25 protein-coding genes, 1 tRNA gene, 1 other RNA gene and 1 pseudogene are annotated in these 24535 nt (G+C 52.4%); 14 read left to right on the top strand and 14 right to left on the bottom strand.

All coding sequences use genetic code 11. The annotated features are described in order from the left end of the window. Positions 1 to 57 precede the first annotated feature (57 nt). A complete protein-coding gene (locus FDW92_RS15635) occupies positions 58 to 606 on the top strand; it encodes a TetR/AcrR family transcriptional regulator (RefSeq protein ID WP_042309530.1) in 549 nt (182 codons plus the stop codon). Positions 607 to 611: 5 nt separating this feature from the next. Here the strand turns inward: FDW92_RS15635 and FDW92_RS15630 are convergent, their stop codons facing one another. Continuing rightward, positions 612 to 1526, bottom strand: a complete 915-nt coding sequence (locus FDW92_RS15630; protein WP_042309529.1) for a LysR family transcriptional regulator — start codon at positions 1524 to 1526, stop codon at positions 612 to 614. Between the two features lie 102 nt (positions 1527 to 1628). On the opposite strand from FDW92_RS15630, the gene FDW92_RS15625 reads away from it, so the two are divergent. Further along, positions 1629 to 2543, top strand: a complete 915-nt coding sequence (locus FDW92_RS15625; protein ID WP_042309527.1) for a DMT family transporter — start codon at positions 1629 to 1631, stop codon at positions 2541 to 2543. A gap of 12 nt (positions 2544 to 2555) precedes the next feature. Here FDW92_RS15625 and FDW92_RS15620 read toward each other — a convergent pair whose 3' ends face one another. Together FDW92_RS15620 and FDW92_RS15615 are read right to left on the bottom strand one after the other, a co-directional pair. Next, positions 2556 to 3353, bottom strand: coding sequence for an SDR family oxidoreductase (locus tag FDW92_RS15620; RefSeq protein ID WP_042309525.1), 798 nt, complete (start codon positions 3351 to 3353; stop codon positions 2556 to 2558). Positions 3354 to 3620: 267 nt separating this feature from the next. After that, on the bottom strand, positions 3621 to 5306 hold the full coding sequence (locus FDW92_RS15615; RefSeq protein ID WP_042309524.1) for an aspartate:alanine antiporter: 1686 nt from the start codon (positions 5304 to 5306) through the stop codon (positions 3621 to 3623). 269 nt (positions 5307 to 5575) lie between these two features. Between FDW92_RS15615 and FDW92_RS15610 the strand changes: the two genes are divergently transcribed. Continuing rightward, positions 5576 to 5956 (top strand): inner membrane protein YbjM, encoded by a 381-nt coding sequence (locus tag FDW92_RS15610; protein WP_061388467.1) that lies wholly within the window; start codon positions 5576 to 5578, stop codon positions 5954 to 5956. 34 nt (positions 5957 to 5990) lie between these two features. Here the strand turns inward: FDW92_RS15610 and FDW92_RS15605 are convergent, their stop codons facing one another. Next, complete coding sequence (locus FDW92_RS15605) at positions 5991 to 6254, bottom strand: GrxA family glutaredoxin (RefSeq protein ID WP_016152408.1); 264 nt, start codon at positions 6252 to 6254, stop codon at positions 5991 to 5993. 173 nt (positions 6255 to 6427) lie between these two features. Between FDW92_RS15605 and FDW92_RS15600 the strand changes: the two genes are divergently transcribed. The 10 genes from FDW92_RS15600 (at position 6428) to rlmC (ending at position 15291) form a co-directional block, all read left to right on the top strand. Continuing rightward, a complete protein-coding gene (locus FDW92_RS15600) occupies positions 6428 to 6718 on the top strand; it encodes a DUF1418 family protein (RefSeq protein WP_042309522.1) in 291 nt (96 codons plus the stop codon). After that, the gene (gene nfsA, locus FDW92_RS15595; RefSeq protein WP_042309520.1) at positions 6702 to 7424 is read left to right on the top strand and encodes a nitroreductase NfsA; all 723 of its coding nucleotides are present in this window, start codon (positions 6702 to 6704) and stop codon (positions 7422 to 7424) included. Before FDW92_RS15600 ends, nfsA begins: the two co-directional genes overlap by 17 nt. A 57-nt stretch (positions 7425 to 7481) precedes the next feature. After that, on the top strand, positions 7482 to 8384 hold the full coding sequence (rimK, locus tag FDW92_RS15590) for a 30S ribosomal protein S6--L-glutamate ligase (RefSeq protein WP_038639233.1): 903 nt from the start codon (positions 7482 to 7484) through the stop codon (positions 8382 to 8384). 90 nt (positions 8385 to 8474) lie between these two features. Next, entirely contained in the window at positions 8475 to 8951 is a 477-nt protein-coding gene (locus FDW92_RS15585; RefSeq protein ID WP_042309517.1) for a YbjN domain-containing protein, read from the top strand. A gap of 433 nt (positions 8952 to 9384) precedes the next feature. Continuing rightward, on the top strand, positions 9385 to 10497 hold the full coding sequence (gene potF / locus FDW92_RS15580; RefSeq protein WP_042309515.1) for a spermidine/putrescine ABC transporter substrate-binding protein PotF: 1113 nt from the start codon (positions 9385 to 9387) through the stop codon (positions 10495 to 10497). Positions 10498 to 10635: 138 nt separating this feature from the next. Continuing rightward, positions 10636 to 11769 carry a putrescine ABC transporter ATP-binding subunit PotG gene (potG, locus tag FDW92_RS15575; RefSeq protein WP_042309512.1) on the top strand — a complete coding sequence of 378 codons (1134 nt, stop codon included), beginning with the start codon at positions 10636 to 10638 and terminating at the stop codon, positions 11767 to 11769. Positions 11770 to 11778: 9 nt separating this feature from the next. Further along, the gene (gene potH, locus FDW92_RS15570) at positions 11779 to 12732 is read left to right on the top strand and encodes a putrescine ABC transporter permease PotH (RefSeq protein WP_042309510.1); all 954 of its coding nucleotides are present in this window, start codon (positions 11779 to 11781) and stop codon (positions 12730 to 12732) included. Beyond that, positions 12729 to 13574, top strand: coding sequence for a putrescine ABC transporter permease PotI (potI, locus tag FDW92_RS15565; RefSeq protein ID WP_042309508.1), 846 nt, complete (start codon positions 12729 to 12731; stop codon positions 13572 to 13574). Before potH ends, potI begins: the two co-directional genes overlap by 4 nt. 59 nt (positions 13575 to 13633) lie before the next feature. After that, positions 13634 to 14122 carry a YbjO family protein gene (locus FDW92_RS15560; RefSeq protein ID WP_042309506.1) on the top strand — a complete coding sequence of 163 codons (489 nt, stop codon included), beginning with the start codon at positions 13634 to 13636 and terminating at the stop codon, positions 14120 to 14122. Between the two features lie 41 nt (positions 14123 to 14163). After that, positions 14164 to 15291 carry a 23S rRNA (uracil(747)-C(5))-methyltransferase RlmC gene (rlmC, locus tag FDW92_RS15555; protein ID WP_042309505.1) on the top strand — a complete coding sequence of 376 codons (1128 nt, stop codon included), beginning with the start codon at positions 14164 to 14166 and terminating at the stop codon, positions 15289 to 15291. A gap of 141 nt (positions 15292 to 15432) precedes the next feature. Here the strand turns inward: rlmC and FDW92_RS15550 are convergent. The 4 genes from FDW92_RS15550 to FDW92_RS15535 all read right to left on the bottom strand — a co-directional run bounded on the left by FDW92_RS15550 (position 15433) and on the right by FDW92_RS15535 (position 17538). Then, positions 15433 to 15568: non-coding RNA, RtT sRNA (locus FDW92_RS15550), on the bottom strand. 178 nt (positions 15569 to 15746) lie between these two features. After that, positions 15747 to 15834, bottom strand: a tRNA-Ser gene (locus FDW92_RS15545). Between the two features lie 149 nt (positions 15835 to 15983). Continuing rightward, positions 15984 to 16661, bottom strand: a complete 678-nt coding sequence (locus FDW92_RS15540; protein WP_042309503.1) for an isochorismatase family protein — start codon at positions 16659 to 16661, stop codon at positions 15984 to 15986. Positions 16662 to 16677: 16 nt separating this feature from the next. Next, positions 16678 to 17538 carry a pirin family protein gene (locus FDW92_RS15535; RefSeq protein ID WP_042309501.1) on the bottom strand — a complete coding sequence of 287 codons (861 nt, stop codon included), beginning with the start codon at positions 17536 to 17538 and terminating at the stop codon, positions 16678 to 16680. Positions 17539 to 17646: 108 nt separating this feature from the next. Here FDW92_RS15535 and FDW92_RS15530 point away from each other — a divergent pair, with 108 nt between their 5' ends. After that, on the top strand, positions 17647 to 18558 hold the full coding sequence (locus FDW92_RS15530) for a LysR family transcriptional regulator (RefSeq protein ID WP_042309500.1): 912 nt from the start codon (positions 17647 to 17649) through the stop codon (positions 18556 to 18558). A 79-nt stretch (positions 18559 to 18637) separates the two neighbouring features. Here the strand turns inward: FDW92_RS15530 and infA are convergent, their stop codons facing one another. The 6 genes and pseudogenes from infA to trxB all read right to left on the bottom strand — a co-directional run bounded on the left by infA (position 18638) and on the right by trxB (position 24462). After that, positions 18638 to 18856: a translation initiation factor IF-1 gene (gene infA / locus FDW92_RS15525; RefSeq protein WP_002211347.1), complete on the bottom strand. Its 219-nt coding sequence runs from the start codon at positions 18854 to 18856 to the stop codon at positions 18638 to 18640. Further along, positions 18784 to 19141: pseudogene (locus FDW92_RS15520) on the bottom strand (hypothetical protein). Before FDW92_RS15520 ends, infA begins: the two are co-directional and overlap by 73 nt. Continuing rightward, entirely contained in the window at positions 19142 to 19846 is a 705-nt protein-coding gene (gene aat / locus FDW92_RS15515) for a leucyl/phenylalanyl-tRNA--protein transferase (protein ID WP_042309498.1), read from the bottom strand. Between the two features lie 44 nt (positions 19847 to 19890). After that, the gene (gene cydC / locus FDW92_RS15510; RefSeq protein WP_137400658.1) at positions 19891 to 21612 is read right to left on the bottom strand and encodes a cysteine/glutathione ABC transporter ATP-binding protein/permease CydC; all 1722 of its coding nucleotides are present in this window, start codon (positions 21610 to 21612) and stop codon (positions 19891 to 19893) included. Next, entirely contained in the window at positions 21613 to 23379 is a 1767-nt protein-coding gene (gene cydD / locus FDW92_RS15505) for a cysteine/glutathione ABC transporter permease/ATP-binding protein CydD (RefSeq protein ID WP_042309494.1), read from the bottom strand. It abuts the gene before it with no gap. A 114-nt stretch (positions 23380 to 23493) separates the two neighbouring features. Next, positions 23494 to 24462, bottom strand: coding sequence for a thioredoxin-disulfide reductase (gene trxB / locus FDW92_RS15500; RefSeq protein ID WP_003831889.1), 969 nt, complete (start codon positions 24460 to 24462; stop codon positions 23494 to 23496). Between the last annotated feature and the right edge of the window lie 73 nt (positions 24463 to 24535).

The raw sequence follows: 24535 nt of genomic DNA, 5'->3' as shown, positions 1-24535 counted from the left end.
AGACAACATTAGCAAGACTGTGTACATTTGTACACAAACGCAAGGTGAGGAAATGCAGTGCGACGCGCGAACGATCCGCTACGGCGGGAAAAGATAGTTCAGGCCACCCTTGATGCGGTAATCGCCTACGGTGTCCATGGGGTTACGCACCGAAAAATCGCCATGATTGCCGGGGTACCGCTGGGTTCAATGACCTATTACTTTTCGGGAATAGATGAGCTTTTAATGGAGGCGTTCGGGCGCTTTACTGACACGATGTCTCAGCAGTATCAGGCTTTTTTTGCCGACGTTGCGGATGCGCAGGCAGCCTGCCATGCCATTACCGAGATGATTTACAGCTCCCAGGTTACAACGCCCGATAATATGGAACTCATGTACCAGTTGTATGCTTTCGCCAGTCGCAAACCGACGTTGAAAATGGTGATGCAAAACTGGATGTTACGCAGTCAACAAACGCTGGAACAGTGGTTTGAACCGGTAACTGCGCGGGCGCTGGATGCATTTCTCGAAGGAATGACGCTGCATTTTGTTACCGACAAAAAACCGCTGTCGCGGGAAGATATTCTGATGATGGTGGAGCGTATTGCCGGATTGCCGCAGAGATAAAATCATCAAAATGGTTTGTCGAGGCGGGTAATGGCCTGACGTAAAAAATCAACGACTTTCACCGCCTCTGTAGTCAACGGTCGGGCGGCTTTTTTTACCGTCCCGACATCCATATAAGTAATAAAATCATCAATCGTTCTGTGCATGACGCGCAGACCATCCAGTGACCACGGGCGATACACCAGGTCGGATAAAATAGTTATTCCCCTGCCTTTTGCAACCAGGCTTCTTATTGCTTCAAAAGAGTTGCTGCGAAAACTGATATTGGGCGTATAGCCACGCTGCTGCCAGTAATCGATGATTACGTCAGGGTACTTATCGGTTTCCAGCAGTAAAAATGGTAGCTTCTCGACGTCTGTTAAACGGATTGATGCTTGGCTCTGTAGCGGATGCCCAATAGACGTCCACAGGCGGCGCTGTGAACGAATAAATGTTTCGATCTCCAGGTCGTTATCATGGCTGATATTTGAGGTCAGAAGCAGGCAAAAATCGACCTTTTTTTCCCGGAGCGCCTGTACCAGTTCCGGTGCAGTAGCTTCATGAAACACGATCTCCAGCAAAGGGAAACGTCGTTCAATATCGTTGAGTATATCCGGGATAAGATAGGCAGAGAGCGTTTCGGCAATGCCTATGCGCACCGTGCCGGTGAGAATTTCACTCCTGTCATGCAGGGCGTCAATAGCCGAGTGGCTGCTGTTGATGATGTTGCAGGCATGTGCCAGAAAGCGCTCGCCCTCGGCGGTGAGCTTCACCCCTTTGGGGTAACGTACAAAGAGCTGCACGTCTAATGCTTCTTCCAGATTCCGCATGGCAATGGTCATTGATGACTGAGAAATATGACAGCGCGCAGCAGCTTTGGAAATTTGTAATGTTTCAGCAAGCGCGATGTAAAACTCAAGTTGCCTTAGCGTGAATTTCATAGTTTTAATCTATGCAGATGGATAAAAACGTTATATTAGCATTCATTCTCACGCCGCCGTAGCCTTGTGGTCATACCGTATAACTGACAATAAGGCGCAAATATGCCCTATCTTTTACTCAGTCTGGCTGCCTGTTTTTGGGGTGGGAATTATGTGGTTGGTCATCTATTAGTCGCTGAAGTTGATCCCATTGTTTTATCAGCGGCACGCTGGATATTTACCGCGTTATTATTGATGGCGCTCTATTTTCGTCAGGTCGCAGAGCAATGGCCGGTGATGAAAACATCCTTGGGTACCATCGTGTTCCTCGCGTTATGTGGTCAGGTTCTTTTCCCCTTAACGTTGTATATCGGCCTGCAATATACAACCTCGCTCAATGCGGCGATTTATATGTCCACGACTCCGGCGCTCGTTCTGTTAATCAATAAGTTCTTTTTTAAAGAGCGGATTTCTGCGCGAAATATAGCAGGTGTGATCCTGAGCACTGTTGGCGTTATCTGGCTGGTATCGCAGGGAGATATGATGCATGCGCGGGTGTTTGCACACCTGAATCAGGGCGATGTCTGGACCATGGGGTCGGCGTTAAGTTGGGCCGTCTATTGTGCCTTTTTGCGCATTAAACCGCGTGAGGTGAAGGGAAACGCCTTTGTCGCCGTGAGCGCGCTGCTCGGTGCGATGGTGCTTATTCCGGTACTGGCTGTGGAGCTGATGCGCAATGGTATGCCGGGCTGGGATAGTTATGCCAATACAGGCGTTATTACTGGGCTGGCATACCTTGTCATTTTTCCTTCCTGGCTGTCATATCTGTTATGGAACAAAGGGATTAGCGCTATTGGCGCAACCCGCGGAGAGATCTATTCACACTTGATCCCACTGAGTGGCGGATTATTTAGCGTGATGTTTTTGCACGTCACCCTGCATTCATATCATCTGGTGAGCGCGTTGGTTATTGTTTGCGGTATAGCATTGTGTTCCCGCCCGAGCGCAAAAAAAGACTCGCAGCAGCGCACGGCGTGAAAAGCGGATAAATTAGCTTACGGTTGCGCCCCCGGTAATATTTACCACCGTGGCGGTCATTGCTCCGGCATGGTCTGAAGCCAGAAAGGTTGTAACTTCAGCGATTTGTGCCAGCGTAGGCAGGCGTCCGATCATGGTGCCTTGTGCTGCACCGCTTAACCATTGTTCGACGGTTAAACCCATTGACTGCGCTTTCGCGGTGAAAATCTCCCCGGTATAGGAACCGGCTGCTACCGCGTCTACAATGGCATGCGAGCGCACGCCGACGACACGAATGTTTATGGGGCCCGTCTCGCTGGCAAGCGCTTTAATAAACGCTTCTGTTCCTGCACAACCGACGATGTGGCCGAGATGCCCAGGCATCGCCATCGGGGCTGCGGGAGCAACGATGGTGAGAATGACGCCAGCTCGATTGCCGCCCATGTGCGGCGTTACGGCTTTTGCGATATTGAACTGCGCCGCAAGGAAAGGGGTGATCCCACTCATAAACTCAGAGAGGGATAATGCGTCGATGCGCTTGCCCTGTTCATGCATAAAGCCGGTCGCGTTAACCACCACATCAATTCCACCGATTTGCTGTACCAGGCGGGTAACTTGTGTTGAGGTGTCGTGCTCGTCGAGCACATCGGTGATAAACGTATCGACGGTACCCCCCGCCATTCGCAGGCGACTGGCCGCCCAATCAAGCTTTTCCTGACAGCGAGCGCCCAGGTATACATGAGCACCTTCGCGCGCCATCGCCTGTGCAACCGCGCTACCAATAGCGCCGCTGCCGCCGAAGATCACCGCAACCTTTCCAGTAAGCAACATAGTAAACTCCCGTCACCTTTAAGCACCGATTAAAAGTATGTGCCATAACCGGTGTGCTGCAAATTTGGGGAGGAATTATGGGGAGAAGGGGGGATAGCAAATTTCAGGCAACAAAAAACCCATCAACCTTGAACCAAAACGGCGGGGTTGATGGGCTCCACAAATTGGGGACATCAAAGAAAAGCAGTGGCAATAGTTATGACTGACACCTTGAAGAAAAGTTCTGCTGAACTGCAAAAAATTTTCGTTTAAGGGTGATTTTCAGTGCTAACCAAGGCCTGGCCAGACAATGACGATGAGTGTCCCCGCCAATGTCAGCAGAACGTTGGCAATGGCGTAGGTGCCAGCATAGCCTAATGCCGGGATGTTGCTGCGGGCCGTGTCGCTGATGATTTCCATTGCCGGAGCGCAGGTACGCGCGCCCATCATGGCGCCAAACAGCAGGGCGCGGTTCATGCGCAATACGTAAGCGCCAAACAAGAAACAAATAACAACCGGAACCAGGCTCACAACCAATCCGGCAATCAGCATTTGACCACCAACGGCGCCAAGGCCATTGCCAATGCCGCTACCTGCGCTCAAACCGACGCCTGCCATGAATACCATCAGACCAAACTCTTTCACCATGTTCAGCGCGCCCTGCGGAATATAGCCAAACGTTGGATGGTTGGCACGCAGGAAGCCGAGCATAATCCCGGCGAACAGTAATCCAGCCGCATTCCCAATACCGAAGCTGAAATTACTGAACTGGAAAGTGATCATCCCAATCATCAGACCAATGATAAAGAAGGCGCAGAAGGCCAGCAGATCGGTCACCTGACTGTGAATGGAAATGAAGCCGATACGATCTGCGATCGTTTTAACGCGACGAGCATCGCCGCTAACCTGCAACACGTCACCTTTATTGAGCACAACGTTGTCATCGATAGGCATTTCGATCTGGCTGCGGATCACGCGGTTGAGGAAACAGCCGTGGTCGGTCAGCTTCAACTGGGCCAGGCGACGGCCAACGGCATTGTGGTTTTTCACCACAATCTCTTCAGTGACGATACGCATATCGAGCAGATCGCGATCGAACACTTCTTTGCCGTTACGGAAACTGGGATCGAGGCGGGCATGCGCGTCTGGATAACCAACTAAGGCTATTTCGTCGCCCATTTGCAGCACTGCGTCACCGTCCGGGTTGGCCAGGATGCCGTTGCGGCGGATGCGTTCAATGTAGCAGCCGGTCTGACGATAAATACCCAGTTCGCGCAGATTCTTACCATCAGCCCATGCCACCAGCTCCGGGCCCACGCGGTAGGCGCGGATCACCGGCAGATAAACCTTACGGTTGGCGTCAGTGTCCAGACCACGCTCACGCGCAATTTGTTGGGCGCTGGTTTGCAGGTCCTGATGTTGAAGTTTTGGCAGGTAGCGCGCACCGACAATCAGACTGACCAGTCCAATCAAATAGGTGAGGGCGTACCCCAGACTCAGGTTATCGAGGGCGGTGGAAAGCTGTGAGCCTGCCATTCCGGAATGGCGCAAGGTATCGCCTGCGCCGACCAGCACCGGCGTGGAGGTCATCGAACCGGCCAGCATACCCGCCGTCAGGCCGATGTCCCAGCCAAATAGCTTACCCAGCCCCAGGGCGATCAGCATTGCGCTACCGACCATCACCAGAGCAAGCATTAGATAATTTTTCCCATCGCGAAAAAAAATCGAAAAAAAGTTGGGGCCGGCTTCGACGCCGACACAAAAAATAAACAGCATAAAGCCGAGATTTAATGCGTCGGTGTTAATACTAAAGTGCTGCTGACCTAATAATAGGGACACCACTAAAACGCCAATGGAATTACCGAGTTGGACTGAACCCAGGCGTAATTTACCCAGGCAGAGGCCCAGAGCCAGGACCACAAATAATAACAGGATGTAATTCCCATTTAACAAATCTGCGACGTTTATATTCACTGAGGCTAACTTCTTGTTTACTAGTAAGCTATTGAAAGAAATGGCAATTTACGCTAATGTTTTTGCCAGAAATTAAGGGGCGACAGCACCGCACACAGCCCCGATTAATGCAGCATAACAATATATGCGGATAGTTTAATCTCATTACGTATCAACGGCTATAAGAATCGTGTGGGTGTGTTTTTGGCATGGAATGCCGAGTTACTTTATCTGACTGGACGCCTGCGGGCGAAAAGAGTGTTCGATAGAGAATGTGTCAGGAGGAACGATTGAAACATAAGCAAAGTTGGGCGGGGGCGATCTGCTGCTTTGTGCTCTTTATTGTGGTGTGCCTTTCATTGACGCTAAACGTGAAAGGGGCATTCAGAGCGGCAGGGCATCCTGAGGTCGGGTTGTTGTTTTTTATCTTGCCTGGTGCTGCAGCAAGCTTTTTCTCCCACCGTCGGGAGGTGCTCAGACCTCTTCTGGGTGCAATGTTGGCGGCGCCATGCTGTCTGTTGCTAATGCGGTTCGTTTTTATGCCGACGCGTTCATTGTGGCAAGAACTGGCGTGGTTATTCAGTGCGGTGTTTTGGTGCGCGCTTGGCGCATTGTGTTTTTTGTTTATCAGTAGCTTGTTCAATCAGCATCAACGACGGAAAAAGAACTGATCACGCCCTCCAGCGGAGGGCGTAGAAACAGCTATCAGGCGAACAGATTCATATTCTCTTTTGCCCACGCCTCAAAATCCGTGCAGCCGCCGATGTGTTTTTGATCAACAAAAATCTGCGGAACGGTTTCAACCGGCTTACCTACCGTCTTTTCCAGATCGGCTTTCGTAATACCTTCGGCATGGATGTCAATGTAGCGGAAGTTAAAATCGTCATGCTCATTGCTTAATTTTTCTGCTAATTCTTTTGCGCGCACGCAATACGGGCACCCTGGGCGACCAAAAATAACGGCAAACATCTCTCTCTCCTCGAACTTATCAGGCCGGATGGCGAATACTTATTATGATGCCGCGATTTGTGACGGATGGAAAGCAGGTTCGGCCTGTTGCTTTGATATCCTCAAGCTATAACTGTTAAACACGACATGGCGGAACGTTTTATAATAAAAGCCATTTCGCCGGGAGGCCGCTTATGCGCACCATTGGTGCAGTACCCAAGAGCGTATTGATGCTGGAAATAATGGGGATGGTTTTGTTATCGCTGGCGCTGCTGTCGCTTAATGATTACCTCACCTTACCCGCGCCGCTTAGCAGCCCGTTAGCCTGCGTGGTGATGATATTTCTGGGCGTACTGCTGATGCTACCTGCCGCGGTGATATTGATGTGGCGCATTGCTCAACTGCTGGCGCCGCAGCTCCTGTCGCGCGCTTCCGACGATTCTTCCCATTCAGACAGAGAAAAAAGAGATGACGCCAACCATTGATTTAATCCGCAGCCACCGTTCCATTCGCCATTTTACCGATGAAGCTATTTCTGACGCACAGCGAGAGGCAATCATTGCCGCCGCTCAGGGCACCTCAAGCTCCAGTTTTTTACAGTGCACAACGATTGTTCGGATAACCGATAAAACTCTGCGTGAATCGCTGGCTACCTTATCTGGCGGTCAAAAGCACGTGGCGCAGGCCGCTGAATTCTGGGTGTTTTGCGCTGACTTTAACCGTCATTTGCAGATTTGCCCTGACGCGCAGTTGGGGCTGGCAGAACAACTGCTGCTGGGTGTGGTTGATACGGCGATGATGGCGCAAAATGCGCTGACGGCGGCAGAATCGCTGGGACTTGGCGGTGTGTATATTGGTGGGTTGCGTAACAATATTGAGTCGGTCACGGAATTATTGAAACTGCCGCAGCATGTTCTGCCGCTGTTTGGTTTGTGCCTTGGCTGGCCTGCGGATAACCCGGATATCAAGCCGCGCCTGCCTGCGTCGCTGGTTGTGCATGAAAACCAGTATCAGCCGCTCAATACAGACGTTTTGTCGCAGTATGACGAACAGCTTGCGCAGTACTATCTGACCCGCGGCAGCAATACGCGTCGTGACACCTGGAGCGATCACATTCGTCGAACCATCATTAAAGAAAGTCGTCCCTTTATCCTGGAATATTTGCATAAACAGGGATGGGCCACGCGCTAAAGATTTCAACCCAGTGTATGATACGCCTGCTTTTACCAGGTCATTGAGAGGTGCAGGGTGAAAATTGCCATTTTGTCCCGGGACGGAACGCTCTATTCTTGTAAGCGCCTGCGTGAAGCGGCGATGCAGCGCGGTCACCTGGTTGAAATTATCGATCCGCTTTCTTGCTATATGAACATCAGCCCGGCGGCGTCATCTATTCATTACAAGGGCCGCCAGCTTCCCCATTTTGACGCGGTGATCCCACGGATTGGTTCAGCGATTACCTTTTATGGTACGGCGGCGCTGCGTCAGTTTGAAATGTTGGGTAGCTATCCGTTAAATGAATCGGTAGCGATTACGCGCGCGCGCGATAAGCTGCGTTCGCTGCAGTTGCTGGCGCGTCAGGGGATTGATTTACCCATCACCGGGATTGCTCACTCCCCGGACGATACCAGCGACATGATTGATATGGTTGGCGGCGCGCCGCTGGTGGTGAAACTGGTTGAAGGCACACAGGGGATCGGCGTGGTGCTGGCGGAAACACGGCAGGCCGCGGAAAGTGTCGTGGATGCGTTTCGTGGGCTGAATGCTCATATTCTGGTTCAGGAATATATCAAAGAAGCGCAAGGGCGGGATATTCGCTGTTTCGTGGTGGGTGACGAGGTGGTGGCTGCCATTGAACGCCGTGCGAAAGAGGGCGATTTTCGTTCTAATCTCCATCGCGGCGGGGTTGCTACGATTGCGAATATCACGCCGCGCGAAAGAAAAATTGCGCTCAAAGCCGCTCAGACCATGGGGCTGGATGTTGCTGGTGTTGATATTCTGCGTGCAGAACGTGGGCCGTTGGTCATGGAGGTTAACGCTTCTCCGGGTCTGGAAGGGGTCGAGAAAACCACCGGGATAGACATTGCCGGCAAGATGATCCAGTGGATCGAGCGCCATGCTACGCCTGAATTTTGTCTTAAAATCGGCGGCTAAACACAATATCGATTGCGATCGTGGTATGACACGCTCTTTTTGCGTAAGCTGTGCCGGTATTTTTTTCATCATTAGAGGTCGCACATTATTATGACATCACTGGTCGTTCCCACTCTGGATACGTTGCGTCAATGGCTCGACGACCTGGGCATGAGTTTTTTTGAATGCGATACCTGTCAGGCGCTGCATTTACCTCATATGCAGAACTTTGACGGCATCTTTGATGCAAAAGTTGATTTGGTGGATAACGTCATCCTGTTTTCTGCGATGGCGGAAGTCAGACCTTCCGCACTGCTGCCGCTGGCCGCCGATTTGTCCGCGATTAATGCCAGTTCACTGACGGTAAAAGCATTTCTGGATATGCAGGATGATAATCTGCCAAAGCTGGTGGTTTGCCAGTCTTTATCCGTTACGCCGGGCGTAACGTTTGAGCAGTTTGAATGTTTTGTTCGCCAGAGCGAAGAGCAGATATCGATGGTGATCCTCGAAGCTGGGGCGCATCAGCTGTTATTTAACGCTGAAGAAGATACGCAAAACAGCAACGCTGAAGTCCATTTCCTCCATTAATTCCCCCTGAATCTGGACGCATTTTGCGCAGCCGCTACTAGAGCGGTTGCGTACGGCCTGTTTTTATTCTGTGTTTAACCTTTTATTAAAGAATTATTCACTTCCATTCTGCTCCTTCTGCTTTATGTCATAGACAATTCCTGCATAAAAAATTGATAAAAGACGTTTTTTAATCTGGGCTATATCCACAAAACCTGGCTAAAGTTATTCTTGCGAAGCATATAGACGTCAATTTTCTAACTGCCCCGTATGACCTGAGCTGTGGCTACAATACGTGGTGAATGAGTGGGCGCATATCTGCGGGCGATAGCGGCATCGGGAGAGGTCTCTCTTTTCATTGATGCCGCATGAAAGAATATGCACGTTTCTTGCATATCATTAGAGTGTGACATTTTTGTTCGTTTGTTAACGAACTTTCAGAAGGAAAGAGATTATGACCGCCTTAAATAAAAAATGGTTATCAGGCCTGGTTGTGGGTGCTCTGATGTCCATCTCTGCCGGCACGCTCGCTGCTGAACAAAAAACGCTGCATATTTATAACTGGTCTGATTATATTGCTCCGGATACGGTGGCTAACTTTGAAAAAGAGACCGGAATTAAAGTTATCTATGACGTATTTGATTCCAATGAAGTACTGGAAGGAAAACTCATGGCGGGCAGCACCGGTTTTGACCTGGTTGTTCCTTCCGCCAGTTTCCTCGAACGTCAACTAACCGCAGGCGTCTTCCAGCCGCTGGATAAGAGCAAACTGCCGGGCTGGAAAAACCTCGATCCCGAACTGCTGAAGCTTGTGGGCAAACACGATCCGGACAACAAGTTTGCGATGCCGTATATGTGGGCAACAACCGGCATTGGCTATAACGTGGACAAAGTGAAAGCGGTGCTGGGGCCAGATGCGCCGGTTGATAGCTGGGATTTGATCCTCAAACCGGAAAATCTGGAAAAACTCAAAAGTTGCGGTGTCTCTTTCCTTGATGCGCCTGAAGAGGTGTTTGCAACCGTACTGAACTATTTGGGTAAAGATCCAAACAGTACCAAAGCAGATGATTACACCGGACCGGCGACCGACCTGCTGTTGAAACTGCGTCCGAATATTCGCTACTTCCACTCTTCGCAATATATTAACGACCTGGCAAACGGTGATACCTGCGTAGCGATTGGCTGGGCGGGGGACGTATGGCAGGCGGCGAACCGTGCAAAAGAAGCGAAAAATGGCGTCAATATCTCTTTCTCAATTCCTAAAGAAGGGGCAATGGCGTTCTTTGACGTATTCGCTATGCCAGCCGATGCCAAAAACAAAGACGAAGCCTATCAGTTCCTCAACTACCTGCTGCGTCCTGATGTGATTGCGCATATTTCCGACCACGTGTTCTATGCCAATGCCAACAAAGAAGCGACGGCTCTGGTCAGTCAGGAAGTTCGTGATAACCCTGGCATCTACCCGCCTGCGGATGTGCGCGCCAAGCTGTTCACGCTGAAAGTACAGGATCCGAAGATCGACCGTGTCCGTACCCGAGCGTGGACGAAGGTAAAAAGCGGAAAATAACCTGATGTTTGGGACATGACCCGGCAGGATTGATGCCTGCCGGGCAGTGTTGATCCTAAACACACCTAACCCGGCAATACGCACCACCGTGGTGCGTTATTTGCACCGTTTCTTTGTTTTATGCCGGAGAGCACCTGAGTGAATGATGCAACCCCACGCCCACACGCGAAAATCCGCAAGGCGCTGACCCCGCTGCTTGAAATTCGCAACCTGACCAAGTCGTTTGACGGCCAACACGCCGTCGATGACGTCAACCTTACTATCTACAAAGGTGAAATATTTGCCCTGCTCGGCGCATCCGGCTGTGGCAAATCGACTCTGCTGCGCATGTTAGCGGGATTTGAACAGCCGACAACCGGGCAAATTATGCTTGATGGCGTCGATTTAGCGCACGTCCCGCCTTATCTGCGTCCGATCAATATGATGTTTCAATCCTATGCCCTGTTTCCGCACATGACGGTTGAGCAGAACATTGCCTTTGGCCTCAAGCAGGACAAGCTGCCAAAGGCTGAAATCGCCAGCCGGGTGAATGAGATGCTGGGCCTGGTGCATATGCAGGAGTTCGCCAAACGCAAACCGCACCAGCTTTCTGGCGGTCAGCGTCAGCGTGTGGCCCTGGCGCGTAGCCTGGCGAAACGGCCGAAGTTGCTGCTGCTGGATGAACCCATGGGGGCGCTGGACAAAAAGCTGCGTGACCGCATGCAACTGGAAGTGGCGGATATCCTTGAACGCGTCGGCGTGACCTGCGTGATGGTAACGCACGATCAGGAAGAAGCCATGACGATGGCAGGGCGCATTGCGATCATGAACCGTGGCAAATTTGTGCAGATCGGCGAACCGGAAGAGATCTACGAGCATCCGACTACGCGCTATAGCGCCGAGTTTATCGGTTCGGTTAACGTCTTTGAAGGACTACTTAAAGAACGCCAGGAAGAGGGTCTGATTATTGAGTCTCCTGGACTGGTACATCCGCTGAAAGTAGATGCAGATGCGTCTATTGTCGATAACGTCCCGGTGTATGTTGCGCTGCGCCCGGAAAAAATCATGCTCTGTGAGGCTCCTCCGCCAGATGGTTATAACTTCGCGGTAGGCGAAGTGGTGCACATTGCCTATCTGGGCGATTTGTCGGTGTATCACGTACGTTTGAAAAGCGGCCAGATGCTGAGTGCTCAGCTACAAAATGAACATCGTTATCGCAAGGGATTACCAACCTGGGGTGACGAGGTCCGTTTGTGCTGGGATGCAGACAGTTGTGTGGTGTTGACGGTTTAAGGAGCGAAGATGAGTACACTTGAACCTCCGGCGCGCGTGGATAAAGCAGGGCGATTCACGCTGCTTATGTCGCGGCTGCAAATGAACCACGGGCGCAAGCTGGTGATTGCGCTGCCGTATGTGTGGCTGCTGCTCCTGTTTCTTCTGCCGTTTCTGATCGTCTTCAAAATCAGTTTGGCTGAAATGGCGCGCGCTATTCCACCCTATACCGACCTCGTTTCATGGGCTGACGATCAGCTATCCATCACGCTCAACTTAGCCAACTTCCTGCAGTTAACAGACGATCCGCTCTATTTTGATGCCTACCTGCAATCTTTGCAGGTGGCGGGGATTTCGACGATCTGTTGTCTGCTGTTGGGATATCCGCTGGCGTGGGCCGTCGCACACAGTAAACCCTCGACACGCAATATTCTGTTGTTGCTGGTGATCCTGCCGTCCTGGACGTCGTTTTTGATTCGTGTGTACGCCTGGATGGGGATCCTGAAAAATAACGGTGTACTGAATAACTTTCTGATGTGGCTGGGCGTTATCGATCAACCATTGACGATTCTGCACACCAATCTGGCGGTCTATATCGGGATTGTTTACGCCTATTTACCCTTTATGGTGCTGCCGATTTACACCGCGCTGACGCGTATTGATTATTCGCTGGTAGAGGCGGCGCTGGATTTGGGTGCCCGACCGTTGAAAACCTTCTTTAGCGTGATTGTGCCATTGACCAGAGGCGGGATTATCGCCGGATCGATGTTGGTGTTTATCCCGGCTGTGGGTGAGTTTGTCATTCCGGAACTGCTGGGCGGCCCGGATAGCATCATGATTGGTCGCGTGCTGTGGCAGGAATTTTTCAATAACCGCGACTGGCCGGTGGCGTCTGCCGTTGCCATTATTATGCTGCTGTTACTGATTGTGCCAATCATGTGGTTCCACAAATATCAGCAAAAAAGCATGGGGGAACACGGATGAATAACTTACCGGTCGTTCGCTCGCCGTGGCGTATTTTTATCCTGGTGCTGGGCTTTACCTTCCTGTATGCGCCGATGCTGATGCTGGTTATCTATTCGTTTAACAGCTCGAAGCTGGTTACGGTCTGGGCGGGGTGGTCAACGCGTTGGTATGGTGAGCTTTTCCATGATACCGCGATGATAAGCGCTGTTGGCATGAGTTTAACGATTGCTGCGGGTGCAGCGACGATGGCGGTAATCCTTGGCACTATAGCCGCCGTGGTAATGGTGCGTTTTGGCCGTTTTCGCGGATCGAATGGGTTTGCTTTTATGATTACCGCACCGCTGGTTATGCCGGATGTCATTACCGGTTTGTCGCTGCTGCTGCTGTTTGTAGCTCTGGCGCACGCCATCGGCTGGCCTGCGGATCGCGGTATGTTGACCATCTGGCTGGCGCACGTCACCTTCTGTACGGCGTACGTGGCGGTGGTGATTTCCTCACGATTGCGCGAACTGGATCACTCCATTGAGGAAGCGGCGATGGATCTTGGCGCTACGCCGCTGAAGGTCTTTTTCGTTATCACGCTGCCGATGATTATGCCTGCGGTGATCTCCGGCTGGTTACTGGCCTTCACGTTGTCGCTTGATGATCTGGTTATCGCCAGCTTTGTCTCTGGTCCTGGCGCCACAACATTACCGATGCTGGTGTTCTCCAGCGTACGTATGGGGGTTAACCCGGAGATCAACGCGCTGGCGACGCTGATTCTTGGTGTGGTAGGAATTATCGGATTTATCGCGTGGTATCTGATGGCGCGAACAGAAAAACAACGGATCCGCGATATCCAACGTGCAAGACGCGGCTGAAAAAACTAAAATCTGCCAACCTGTCTATACGGCGCAGCTGTGGTGGTTGCGCCGTTTTCATGGAAGACGACGCGTTGGGATTTTTTAAGAAATCATCCACATCACATGCTCGCTTAAACGTCCCTGCGTTGGTGCAGGTGGCGGCGTTGGCTATTATCATGATCCGCTGTCTCGATCTGTTGATGATTTTTAATACGCTAGGGTTGCGTGGCACCAGCGAATTTATTCATCGCAGCGTGCAGACCTGGAATTTGACGCTGGTGTTTCTGGGTAGCCTGGCGCTGCTGTTTATCGAAATCTACTGCGCATTTTCGCTGGTAAAAGGACGTAACTGGGCGCGTTGGGTCTATCTGTTGACCCAGATTATCGCCAGCGTTTATCTGTGGGCGGCCTCGTTGGGCTATGGTTATCCGGAACTGTTCAGCATTGCGGGAGAGTCCAGACGTGAGATCCTGAGTACGCTGGTGATGCAAAAGTTGCCGGATATGCTGGTGTTGCTGCTACTGTTTGTTCCCGCGTCCAGTCGGCGGTTCTTCCGTTTGCAATAACGTGTATAATATTGGCCCCCTGTTAATTTATAGGTTTTTGTATGCAGTGCGCACTATATGACGCTGAGCGCTGCCGCTCCTGTCAGTGGATAACACAGCCTGTCGCCGATCAACTCCTCTCAAAAACAGCCGATCTGCAGAATCTGCTGACTGATTATTCGGTCGGAGAATGGTGCGCGCCGGTCAGCGGCCCGGAACGCGCTTTTCGCAACAAAGCCAAAATGGTGGTCAGCGGCAGCGTGGAAAAACCACTGCTTGGGATGCTGCATCGTGACGGTACGCCGGAAGATTTGTGTGATTGTCCGCTCTATCCCGCCTCTTTTGCGCCCGTATTTGCCGCGCTCAAACCGTTTATCGCCCGGGCGGGGTTAACGCCCTATAACGTGGCTCGTAAACGCGGAGAGCTGAAATATCTGCTGTTAACGGAAAGCCGATTTGATGGCGGTATGATGCTGCGCTTTGTCCTGCGTTCAGACGCCAAACTGGCGCAGTTGCGTGCAGCGCTACCGTGGTTGCAGGCACAATTGCCACAGTTAAAAGTGATCACTGTTAATATTCAACCGGTGCATATGGCGATTATGGAAGGGGAGACAGAAATCTTCCTGACAGAGCAGCAGGCGCTGGCGGAACGCTTTAACAATGTGCCGTTGTGGATACGCCCGCAGAGCTTTTTCCAGACCAACCCAGTGGTGGCGGGGCATTTATATGCCACCGCGCGCGACTGGGTGCGTCAGCTTCCGGTTACTCATATGTGGGATCTGTTTTGCGGCGTAGGGGGCTTTGGTCTGCATTGTGCCACGCCGCAGATGAAACTGACAGGTATTGAAATCGCGCCAGAGGCGATTAACTGTGCGAAACAATCGGCGCAGGAGCTTGGGTTGCAGAATCTGTATTTTCAGGCGCTGGATTCGACTCAGTTTGCTACCGCCCAGGACGAAGTACCCGATCTGGTGCTGGTGAACCCACCGCGTCGTGGGATTGGCAAACCGCTGTGCGATTTTCTTTCCCGCATGGCGCCACGTTTTATTGTCTATTCAAGTTGCAATGCGCAAACCATGGCGAAGGATTTTCACCAGTTGCCGGGGTACCGCATTGAACGCGTCCAGCTTTTCGATATGTTCCCACACACCGCGCATTACGAAGTGTTAACGCTGCTCTGTAAACAATAACTGCTATGCCTGATGGCGCTTCGCTTATCAGGCCTACAGGCTGTTCGTCATTCATAGGGTGGATAAGGTGCTTGCACCGCATCCGGCAAATGCAATATGCGAAAAAAAGCCCGTACTTGCGTACGAGCTCTTCTTTAAATATGGCGGTGAGGCGGGGATTGACTCGCTTCGCTCGCCCTGCGGGCAGCCTGTTCGCTGTGCGCTCAGTCTGTCCAACTCGCTGCGCCAGTAGTCGAACCCGGTCCGGGCTTCTCATCCCCGCCAGGCTGTGAAATATGCGAAAAAAAAGCCCGTACTTGCGTACGAGCTCTTCTTTTAAATCCTGATGGCGCTTCGCTTATCAGGCCTACAGGCTGTTCGTCATTCATAGGGTGGATAAGGTGCTTGCACCGCATCCGGCAAATGCAATATGCGAAAAAAAGCCCGTACTTGCGTACGAGCTCTTCTTTTAAATATGGCGGTGAGGCGGGGATTCGAACCCCGGATACGTTGCCGTATACACACTTTCCAGGCGTGCTCCTTCAGCCACTCGGACACCTCACCATATTGTATTGCTGCCTGACCGCTTGGGGGGCAACGGGGCGCTACTATAGGGAGTTGCGCTAAAACGGTCAAGCAGAATTTACGTGTTAACTCTCGTTTGGTTACGCAGTGTACATATTCCCCCGCCCGGACTGGCGCGGAGGATATGATTAACGCTGAGAGTCCAGTTTTTCGCCGTTGGTCACAACTTCCTGGGCTTTGCTGTAGCTTTCGATCAGCAACTGATAAGCCGGGAAGACTTTGGTATACACTTCCGCCCACTCAGCGGCGTCTTCACGATTCCATGTCCCCTGTATTTCAGAAGCGACTGCAGCGGTATCCATCGGCACGACACCAGCCTGAACCACGCGAGCCAGGGTAATTTCCTGCGCCATCTTGCTGTAGGTACCGGACGCGTCAATCACCGCGAAGACCTTGTAACCTTCAGCCACTGCGCTGATGGCCGGGAAAGCCATGCAGACGCTGGTGATCGTACCGGCGATAATCAATGTCTTACGACCCGTTGCTTTTACCGCGTTCACGAAGTCTTCGTTATCCCAGGCGTTGATTTCACCTTTACGCGCTACGTATTGGGCATGCGGTGCATTGGCGTGGATCTCCGGGATCAACGGGCCGTTAGGTCCCTGCGGTACGGATGCCGTGGTAATCACCGGCATTTTCGCCAGGGTCGCCATTTTAGCCAGCGCAGCGGCACGTGCACGAAGTTCAGGCATTGGCATATCGCCGACGGTCTGGAAAAGCCCACTCTGATGATCGATAAGCAGCATGACGGAATCATTCACATCGATAACCGGACGTGAGCCATTAAAGTTTGCAGGACTGGACATATTCTTCTCCTTCGATTCAGATTTGGCCAAAACGGCCGGAGTTAAAATCGCGTACAGCTTCAGCGATTTCTTGTTTCGTGTTCATAACAAACGGGCCGTAACCTACAATCGGCTCGTTCAACGGTTCGCCAGACAGCAGCAGCACGATGGCATCGCTGGTGGCTTCAATGTGCAGCGTTTTCCCCTGCTGGCTTAGCACTACCAGTTGCGCTTCGCTGGCTGGCGTGGTCCCGTTTACAGTGATATTGCCTTTCAGTACCACCAGTGCGGTGCTCCATCCTTCCGGCTGAGACAACGTGAGCTGATGATTACGTTGTAGTCGCATATCCCAGACGTTCAGCGGCGAAAAGGTATGTGCAGGCCCTTTGGTTTCCTCGTAGCTACCCGCAATAACGCGAACGCTTCCTGTTTCATCAGGTAGAGCAACCGTGGGGATAACATCGCTGGTGATGCTCTGATAACCCGGCGCGGCCATTTTGTCTTTTGCCGGCAGGTTAACCCACAGCTGTACCATCTCCAGTTCGCCGCCCCGACGGGTAAATTCCGGTGAATGGAACTCTTCGTGTAATATTCCTGCACCTGCGGTCATCCACTGCACGTCGCCGGGACCGATAATGCCGCCGCGACCAGTTGAATCACGGTGTTCAACTTCGCCGCTGTAAACGATGGTCACCGTTTCAAAACCACGGTGAGGGTGTTCGCCGACGCCGCGCTTTTCGTTACCCGGTGTGAACGTATGCGGACCGGCGTAATCCAGCAGCAGGAATGGACTTAACTGCTCTGCATGAGACTGGTAAGAGAACATTGAGCGAACCGGAAATCCATCGCCAACCCAGTGTGGGCGAGGTGCGGTGTAGACGCCTGTTACTTGTTTCATTTGTGTCTCCTCAGTGGCGTTGTCTTGATGTGAATAAGCTTATATTCATGACAGCGAATTGAGTAGTCGCTAAAATGGTCCTCACTGTCTCATAAATAGGACAATAAAATGACAAAGCCGGATCTCAATGATTTTGCCTGGTTTGTACATGTTGTAGAGGAAGGTGGATTCGCAGCGGCGGGACGTGCGCTTGATGAACCGAAATCAAAACTGAGCCGACGTATTGCGCAACTTGAAGAGAGGTTGGGGGTTCGACTTATTCAGCGAACCACCCGGCAGTTTAACGTGACTGAAGTCGGACAAACATTTTACGAACACTGTAAGGCAATGCTGGTGGAAGCGCAGGCGGCGCAGGATGCTATTGCGGCTTTACAGGTTGAGCCGCGCGGCGTTGTAAAACTGACTTGTCCGGTCACGTTGTTGCATGTGCATATTGGGCCAATGCTCGCCCGATTTATGGCCCGTTATCCCGATGTTTCCGTGCAGCTTGAGGCGACGAACCGCCGCGTTGATGTGGTAGGCGAAGGCCTGGATGTGGCGATTCGCGTCAGACCTCGTCCATTTGAGGATAGCGACCTGGTGATGCGGGTACTTGCAGACAGGGGACACCGGTTATATGCCAGCCCGCGATTAATTGAACAAATGGGCGCGGTCAACTCTCCGGCGGAATTGACCCGTTGGCCGGGGCTGAGTCTGGCATCGGGTAAACATGTGCATCGCTGGGAGTTATTTGGCCCACAGGGCGCACGGGCGGAGGTGCATTTCACGCCGCGTATGATCACCACCGATATGCTGGCGTTACGTGAAGCTGCGGTTGCCGGTGTGGGGGTTGTACAACTGCCGCAACTGATGGTGAAAGAACAATTAGCGGCGGGTGAACTGGTGGCATTGCTCGATGGTTGGGAGCCTAAGCGGGAGATTATTCACGCAGTCTTTCCGTCTCGTCGGGGATTACTGCCCTCAGTACGCGCATTGGTGGATTTCTTAACAGAAGAATATGCGCGGATGATTGAGGATTAAATACCTGTCCTCAGCCTATAAAAAAGGCCGGTTAAACCGACCTTTTATTATCTGGACGCCATTCGGGCGTTAAAAACAATCAGCGACTACGGAAGACAATGCGGCCTTTGCTCAGGTCGTACGGGGTCAGCTCAACAGTCACTTTGTCGCCCGTCAGGATGCGGATATAGTTTTTACGCATTTTACCGGAGATGTGTGCAGTAACCACGTGACCGTTTTCTAACTCTACGCGGAACATGGTATTAGGTAACGTATCGAGAACGGTACCCTGCATTTCAATATTGTCTTCTTTGGCCATCTAATCCTCTGGGGTATCACTACCGTAATTTGAACCGGCAAGATAATGCCGAAGTTCTTTTAATAAGTAAAGATTTGTGCGTTTAAAACACAGCAAATCGGGTTTGGCGCATTACTCTAACCGCACACGGCAAAGCCGCACTTAAAGCGTAACGTGTAAGGGAACGAGGAGATAAACGATAGGCGTTGCCTGGCGCGAACTGTTCCTTAACGGCGGCGGGGTAATGGGCTAAACCAACTCTGCGGCACAATTATAACACCCCGACAAAAAATGTGCCGAAAACATTCACCCCTGAGGCGAAAATAACGTCCTTGGTATCCAGAAATGGCTCGGTAGCCGCTGCTGACGCAGTATGCTCAGCTGCTCAAGGTACTCCCGCCGCGGGGTTTCGATGGCGCCCAGGGATGCTGTGTGGCTATTTAATACCTGGCAGTCGATTAATTTTCCGCCCTGACGGATAAATTCCGTGCAAAAAACAAGTAGTGCAGTCTTGGACGCATTTTCCTGACGACTGAACATTGATTCGCCACAAAACAGCGTACCTTGCGCCACGCCGTACATGCCGCCGACTAATTCATTCTGTCGCCATACTTCAATTGAATGCGCATGTCCCAGTTCGTGCAGACGATGGTAAGCGTCCACGACATCGTGTGTGATCCAGGTACCTTCTTCTCGATCGTTCGCACAGCCTTCAATCACCTGACCGAACGCGTAGTTGAGCGTCACACGATAAGGCGAATTTTTATGAAAGCGTTTCATGCTGCGACTGAGGTGAAAGTTCTCAGGCCAAAGAATGGCGCGCGGATCGGGTGACCACCACAGAATAGGGTCGCCGGGAGAAAACCACGGGAAAATACCGCGCTGGTAGGCCATCAACAGGCGGGCAGGGCTAAGATCGCCACCCAGCGCCAGTAGACCGTTAGGCTCGCGTAGAGCGCCTTCCGGTGATGGGAAGGCTATAGAATGGCGGGACAGTTGCACCAGGCGCATGACAGCGAAACTCCACTACGCGAGTTTGATCGTTCAATAATAGCTTACAGACGTTGCTTAAACTGGTAATAACGCCCCTGCCTGGCTAACAGATCTGCGTGATTACCTTGCTCAATAATTTGTCCGTTGTCCATCACTATTATTTGATCAAAACGCGACAATCCGCGCAGACGATGTGTGACCATCAGGACGGTTTTGTCCTGCATCACATCGCCAATTAATTCAAGCATTTGGCTTTCCGTTGTGGCATCAAGCCCTTCGGTAGGCTCGTCCAGCAGCATCAGCGGAGCATCGTGCAACAAGGCGCGGGCGATAGCCAGACGACGGAGTTCGCCGCCAGAAAGCTGACGACCACCTTCACCCAACCAGGCATTGAGTCCATCGCCATCAAGCAGTTTGTCCAGCCCGACGCGGCACAGGATCGCGGATAATGCTTCATCGCTGGCGTGCGGTGCTGCCAGCAGCAGGTTATCGCGAAGCGTAGCGCTGAACAGATGTACGCGCTGTGGCACGACGCTGATGATTTGACGCAGCGTGGCTTCATTCAGGACTGAAAGCGGTCGATCGTTAATCAGGATTTCGCCACTCTGCGGATCCCATGCGCGGGTCAGCAATTGCAGCAACGTTGATTTTCCGCAGCCGGTACGACCCAAAATAGCGATGTGCTCACCGGGTTTTGCCAGCAAGGAAAGGGTGTCGAGTGCTTTTTGCGTCTGCCCCGGATAGCTGAATGAAACCTCACGCAGGGTAAGGGTGAGCTGCTCAGAAACCGGAGATTGGGTATCCGGGAAGGTGGCTTCTGGCTGCTGTTCGGTCAGTTCGGTGATGCGTAATGCAGAGGCGATAACCTGGCCGAGATGCTGAAACGCGCCGGTGACAGGCGCTAATGCCTCAAACGCAGCCAGCGCACAGAAGACGAACAGCGCAATTAGCGCGCCTGGCTGAGTGTTGCCGCCCACGCCGCCTGAGGCCATCCATAACATCATAATCACCGCCAGCGCGCCGATTAACAGCATGATAGCCTGCGACAGTGCCGTTAATTCGGACTGACGTCGCTGCGCTTCATGCCACTGTAATTCGGTGGCTTCCATTTGAGCGCGGTAGCGTTCGCTGGCGCCGAAGATGGTCAATTCAGCCTGGCCCTGCAGCCAGGAAGTTAACTGCTGACGATATTGCCCACGCAGATGCGTCAGGCTTTGCCCGGTACTCTTGCCTGCCTGATAAAAGAGTGGGGGCAGAATGAATAAGGTCAGCAGCATAATCCCGCCGAGGGTGACCGCCAGCGTGAAATCGAGAACGCTCAGTCCCAGCGTGACCACCATGATGACGACAAATGCTCCCACCAGCGGAGACAGAACGCGTAAATAAAGGTGATCAAGCGTGTCGACATCAGCCACGACGCGGTTAAGTAATTCACCTTGTCCATAGCGGGACAGGCCGGCAGGGGAGAGCGGTAGCAGCTTGCTAAAGGTATAAATACGCAGGTGTTGCAGCACGCGGAACGTGGCGTCGTGGCTGACCAAACGCTCGAAATAACGGCCTGCGGTTCGGGTGATTGCCGCACCACGTACGCCCGCTGCGGGGAGCATATAGTTAAAACTGTAAATTCCGGTGACGCCGACCACCGCAGAAGCAGACAGAAACCAACCTGAGAGCGTCAGCAAGCCAATACTTGCCAGCAGCGTAACGATCGCCAGAACGATGCCCAGCGTTAACATCCATTTGTGACGTTTGTACAGCGTCAGATAGGGTAGCAAAGCGCGCATTTAGATATCCTCCTGACGATGAGCCAGTAGTGTCGCAAAAGCTCCGTTGGCAGCGCTAAGTTCATCCCAGCTACCTTGTTCAACGATCTGACCGTCCTGCATGACCCAGATAGCGTCCCAGTCGGCAAGATCTTCAAGCTGGTGTGTCACCATCAGCGTGGTCTGGCGGCGCGATGCTGCGTTCAATGCCTGCATCACGCGTTGTTCACTGTGGGCATCAAGGCTGGCTGCGGGTTCGTCCAGCAGAAGCAACTGACACGGATTAAGTAAGGCGCGCGCCACGGCCACGCGCTGCGCTTGACCAACAGAAAGTCGGGCCGCCTGATCGCCGACTGGCGTATCTACGCCCTGCGGCAACAGCGGTAAAAACTCGCTCACCCAGGCACTATCGAGTGCGGCCTGAAGCTGTTCTTCACTGGCATCGGGCCGTGCCAGCAGTACGTTATCGCGTAATGTGGCGGCAGGGAGTTGCGGGTTTTGCCCAACCCAGGACAGCTGTTTGCGCCAGGAATCAGGCGACAGGTCGCGTAGTTCAAAACCGTTAATCCGCAGCGACCCCTGATAAGAAAGAAAGCCGGACAGAACATTCAGCAACGAACTTTTTCCGGAGCCGCTACGCCCCACCACCACCGTACGTTGACCTGCTGCCAGGGTAAAGTTGAGCGGCCCCGCAAGCACTTTGCCTTCCGGCGAGGTGATGACCAGATCTTGCGCCTCAATTGAAACGGCATCTTTCGTCGCCAGCTCAATCTCACCACGCTCAGGGTGCGCCAGCGGGGTTTCCATAAAGGTTTTCAGACTGTCTGCAGCTCCAACGGCTTGTGCTTTGGCGTGATAAAACGTCCCAAGATCGCGCAGGGGTTGGAAAAACTCCGGTGCCAGAATGAGCGCCAGGAAACCAGACGCCAGCGTGACGCCCATGCCGTAGTGACCGAAGTCGAGCTCGCCGAGGTAGGAAAAACCGAAGTAAACCGCAACCAGCGCAATAGACAGCGACGTAAAGAACTCAAGGACGCCAGATGACAGGAATGCCAGGCGCAGGACTTCCATGGTGCGCTGGCGGAAATCCTGTGATGCCGCGCGAATACTTTCTGTTTCGGCTTCACCGCGACCAAATATTCTCAGCGTTTCCATACCCCGAAGGCGATCGAGGAAATGACCGCTGAGGCGGGCAAGCGCCTGAAAGTTGCGGCGGTTAGCGTCGGCTGCGCCCATACCGACCATCGCCATAAACAACGGGATCAGCGGGGCGGTTCCGAGCAGAATAAGCGCGGCTACCCAGTTTGACGGAAATACGGCTGCCACAATCAACAGAGGAACGCATACGGCCAGCGCCATTTGCGGCAAATAACGCGCATAGTAATCATGCATATCGTCAATCTGCTCGAGGATCAGCGTAGCCCAGCTCCCGGCTGGTTTACCCTGTATCCAGGCCGGACCCGCCTGCTGCAGGCGATCCAGAACCTGGCGACGAATCTCAAAGCGAATATGTTGCCCGGCGTGAAACCCGACGCGTTCGCGTAACCAGACAACCCATGCGCGCAGGATGAAAACCAAAATCAGCACGATGAAAGGGAGCAGCAGCGCCTCTCGGGGGATGTTGCCCATGATCATATGGTCCAGAATTCGGGCCATGAGCCAGGCCTGAGCGACAATTAACAGGCCGCTCACGAATCCCAGCAGGCGTGAAATATTCAGCCACCGTTGGGAAATTACACTTTGCTGTTTTAACCAGCGGGTCAGCTCTTTTTGACGGGTTTTATTCATTGCACGCTTAGCAGGTGAGTTATTGGAATTTTTGGGCAGGACAATGTTACAACGAGGCAAAAATAAAGGCGACTTATAGTCGCCTTTTTTACTTTTGTTACTGATTTGTAAAACTTATTTGCAAGCGTCTGCCAGACCGTCGAGATAACGTTCTGCGTCAAGCGCAGCCATACAACCCGTGCCCGCAGAAGTGATCGCCTGGCGATAAATATGGTCCATCACGTCACCGGCTGCGAAGACGCCTGGAATGCTGGTTTGCGTCGCATTGCCGTGAATACCGGACTGAACTTTAATGTAGCCGTTTTCCAGTTCGAGCTGACCGTCGAAAATGGCGGTATTCGGGCTGTGACCGATGGCGACAAACAATCCCGCAACGTCAAGTGATTCGACGTTGTCAGTATTTTGTGTATCGCGCAGGCGCAATCCGGTTACGCCCATTTGATCGCCAGTCACTTCTTCCAGCGTACGGTGGGTGTGCAGCACGATGTTGCCGTTTTCCACTTTATCCATCAAACGCTTGATAAGAATTTTCTCAGCACGGAAGCTGTCGCGACGGTGAATCAAATGTACTTCAGACGCGATATTCGCCAGATACAACGCTTCTTCAACAGCGGTATTACCGCCGCCGATCACCGCAACTTTTTGGTTACGGTAGAAGAAACCGTCGCAGGTGGCACAAGCGGAAACGCCGCGGCCTTTAAATGCTTCCTCTGAAGGTAAGCCCAGGTAACGCGCTGACGCGCCGGTGGCAATGATTAATGCGTCACAGGTGTATTCACCGCTGTCGCCGGTCAGACGGAAAGGGCGGTTTTGCAAATCAACTTTGCTGATGTGATCAAAAATGATTTCTGTCTCAAATTTGGTCGCATGTTCGTGCATACGCTCCATCAGCAGCGGGCCAGTAAGATCGTGCGGATCGCCAGGCCAGTTTTCCACTTCTGTTGTTGTGGTCAGCTGACCACCTTTTTCCATACCGGTAATCAGTACCGGTTGCAGGTTAGCGCGTGCAGCGTAGACCGCAGCGGTATATCCCGCAGGGCCTGAGCCCAGAATAAGAAGTTTACTGTGTTTGGTTGCGCCCATGAGATCCCCATAGTTGTTGGCAGGCAATGAGCAGGATTGTAGGGAATTTACAGGCGTAAAAAAAGAGTATGGC

Origin of the sequence: Citrobacter sp. wls706 (genome assembly GCF_005281305.1) — a bacterium.
In the GTDB taxonomy this organism is placed as follows: domain Bacteria; phylum Pseudomonadota; class Gammaproteobacteria; order Enterobacterales; family Enterobacteriaceae; genus Citrobacter; species Citrobacter werkmanii.
This window is presented reverse-complemented; position numbering and strand designations above follow the sequence as displayed.

Bases quoted from the DNA above. Each gene is read 5' to 3' on its own strand.
- FDW92_RS15630 (WP_042309529.1), bottom strand. From the start codon at position 1,526: ATGAAATTCACGCTAAGGCAACTTGAGTTTTACATCGCGCTTGCTGAA.
- FDW92_RS15625 (WP_042309527.1), top strand. From the start codon at position 1,629: ATGCCCTATCTTTTACTCAGTCTGGCTGCCTGTTTTTGGGGTGGGAAT.
- FDW92_RS15620 (WP_042309525.1), bottom strand. From the start codon at position 3,353: ATGTTGCTTACTGGAAAGGTTGCGGTGATCTTCGGCGGCAGCGGCGCT.
- FDW92_RS15605 (WP_016152408.1), bottom strand. From the start codon at position 6,254: ATGTTTGCCGTTATTTTTGGTCGCCCAGGGTGCCCGTATTGCGTGCGC.
- FDW92_RS15600 (WP_042309522.1), top strand. From the start codon at position 6,428: ATGCGCACCATTGGTGCAGTACCCAAGAGCGTATTGATGCTGGAAATA.
- nfsA (WP_042309520.1), top strand. From the start codon at position 6,702: ATGACGCCAACCATTGATTTAATCCGCAGCCACCGTTCCATTCGCCAT.
- FDW92_RS15585 (WP_042309517.1), top strand. From the start codon at position 8,475: ATGACATCACTGGTCGTTCCCACTCTGGATACGTTGCGTCAATGGCTC.
- potF (WP_042309515.1), top strand. From the start codon at position 9,385: ATGACCGCCTTAAATAAAAAATGGTTATCAGGCCTGGTTGTGGGTGCT.
- potH (WP_042309510.1), top strand. From the start codon at position 11,779: ATGAGTACACTTGAACCTCCGGCGCGCGTGGATAAAGCAGGGCGATTC.
- potI (WP_042309508.1), top strand. From the start codon at position 12,729: ATGAATAACTTACCGGTCGTTCGCTCGCCGTGGCGTATTTTTATCCTG.
- FDW92_RS15560 (WP_042309506.1), top strand. From the start codon at position 13,634: ATGGAAGACGACGCGTTGGGATTTTTTAAGAAATCATCCACATCACAT.
- rlmC (WP_042309505.1), top strand. From the start codon at position 14,164: ATGCAGTGCGCACTATATGACGCTGAGCGCTGCCGCTCCTGTCAGTGG.
- FDW92_RS15540 (WP_042309503.1), bottom strand. From the start codon at position 16,661: ATGTCCAGTCCTGCAAACTTTAATGGCTCACGTCCGGTTATCGATGTG.
- FDW92_RS15535 (WP_042309501.1), bottom strand. From the start codon at position 17,538: ATGAAACAAGTAACAGGCGTCTACACCGCACCTCGCCCACACTGGGTT.
- FDW92_RS15530 (WP_042309500.1), top strand. From the start codon at position 17,647: ATGACAAAGCCGGATCTCAATGATTTTGCCTGGTTTGTACATGTTGTA.
- infA (WP_002211347.1), bottom strand. From the start codon at position 18,856: ATGGCCAAAGAAGACAATATTGAAATGCAGGGTACCGTTCTCGATACG.
- aat (WP_042309498.1), bottom strand. From the start codon at position 19,846: ATGCGCCTGGTGCAACTGTCCCGCCATTCTATAGCCTTCCCATCACCG.
- cydC (WP_137400658.1), bottom strand. From the start codon at position 21,612: ATGCGCGCTTTGCTACCCTATCTGACGCTGTACAAACGTCACAAATGG.
- cydD (WP_042309494.1), bottom strand. From the start codon at position 23,379: ATGAATAAAACCCGTCAAAAAGAGCTGACCCGCTGGTTAAAACAGCAA.
- trxB (WP_003831889.1), bottom strand. From the start codon at position 24,462: ATGGGCGCAACCAAACACAGTAAACTTCTTATTCTGGGCTCAGGCCCT.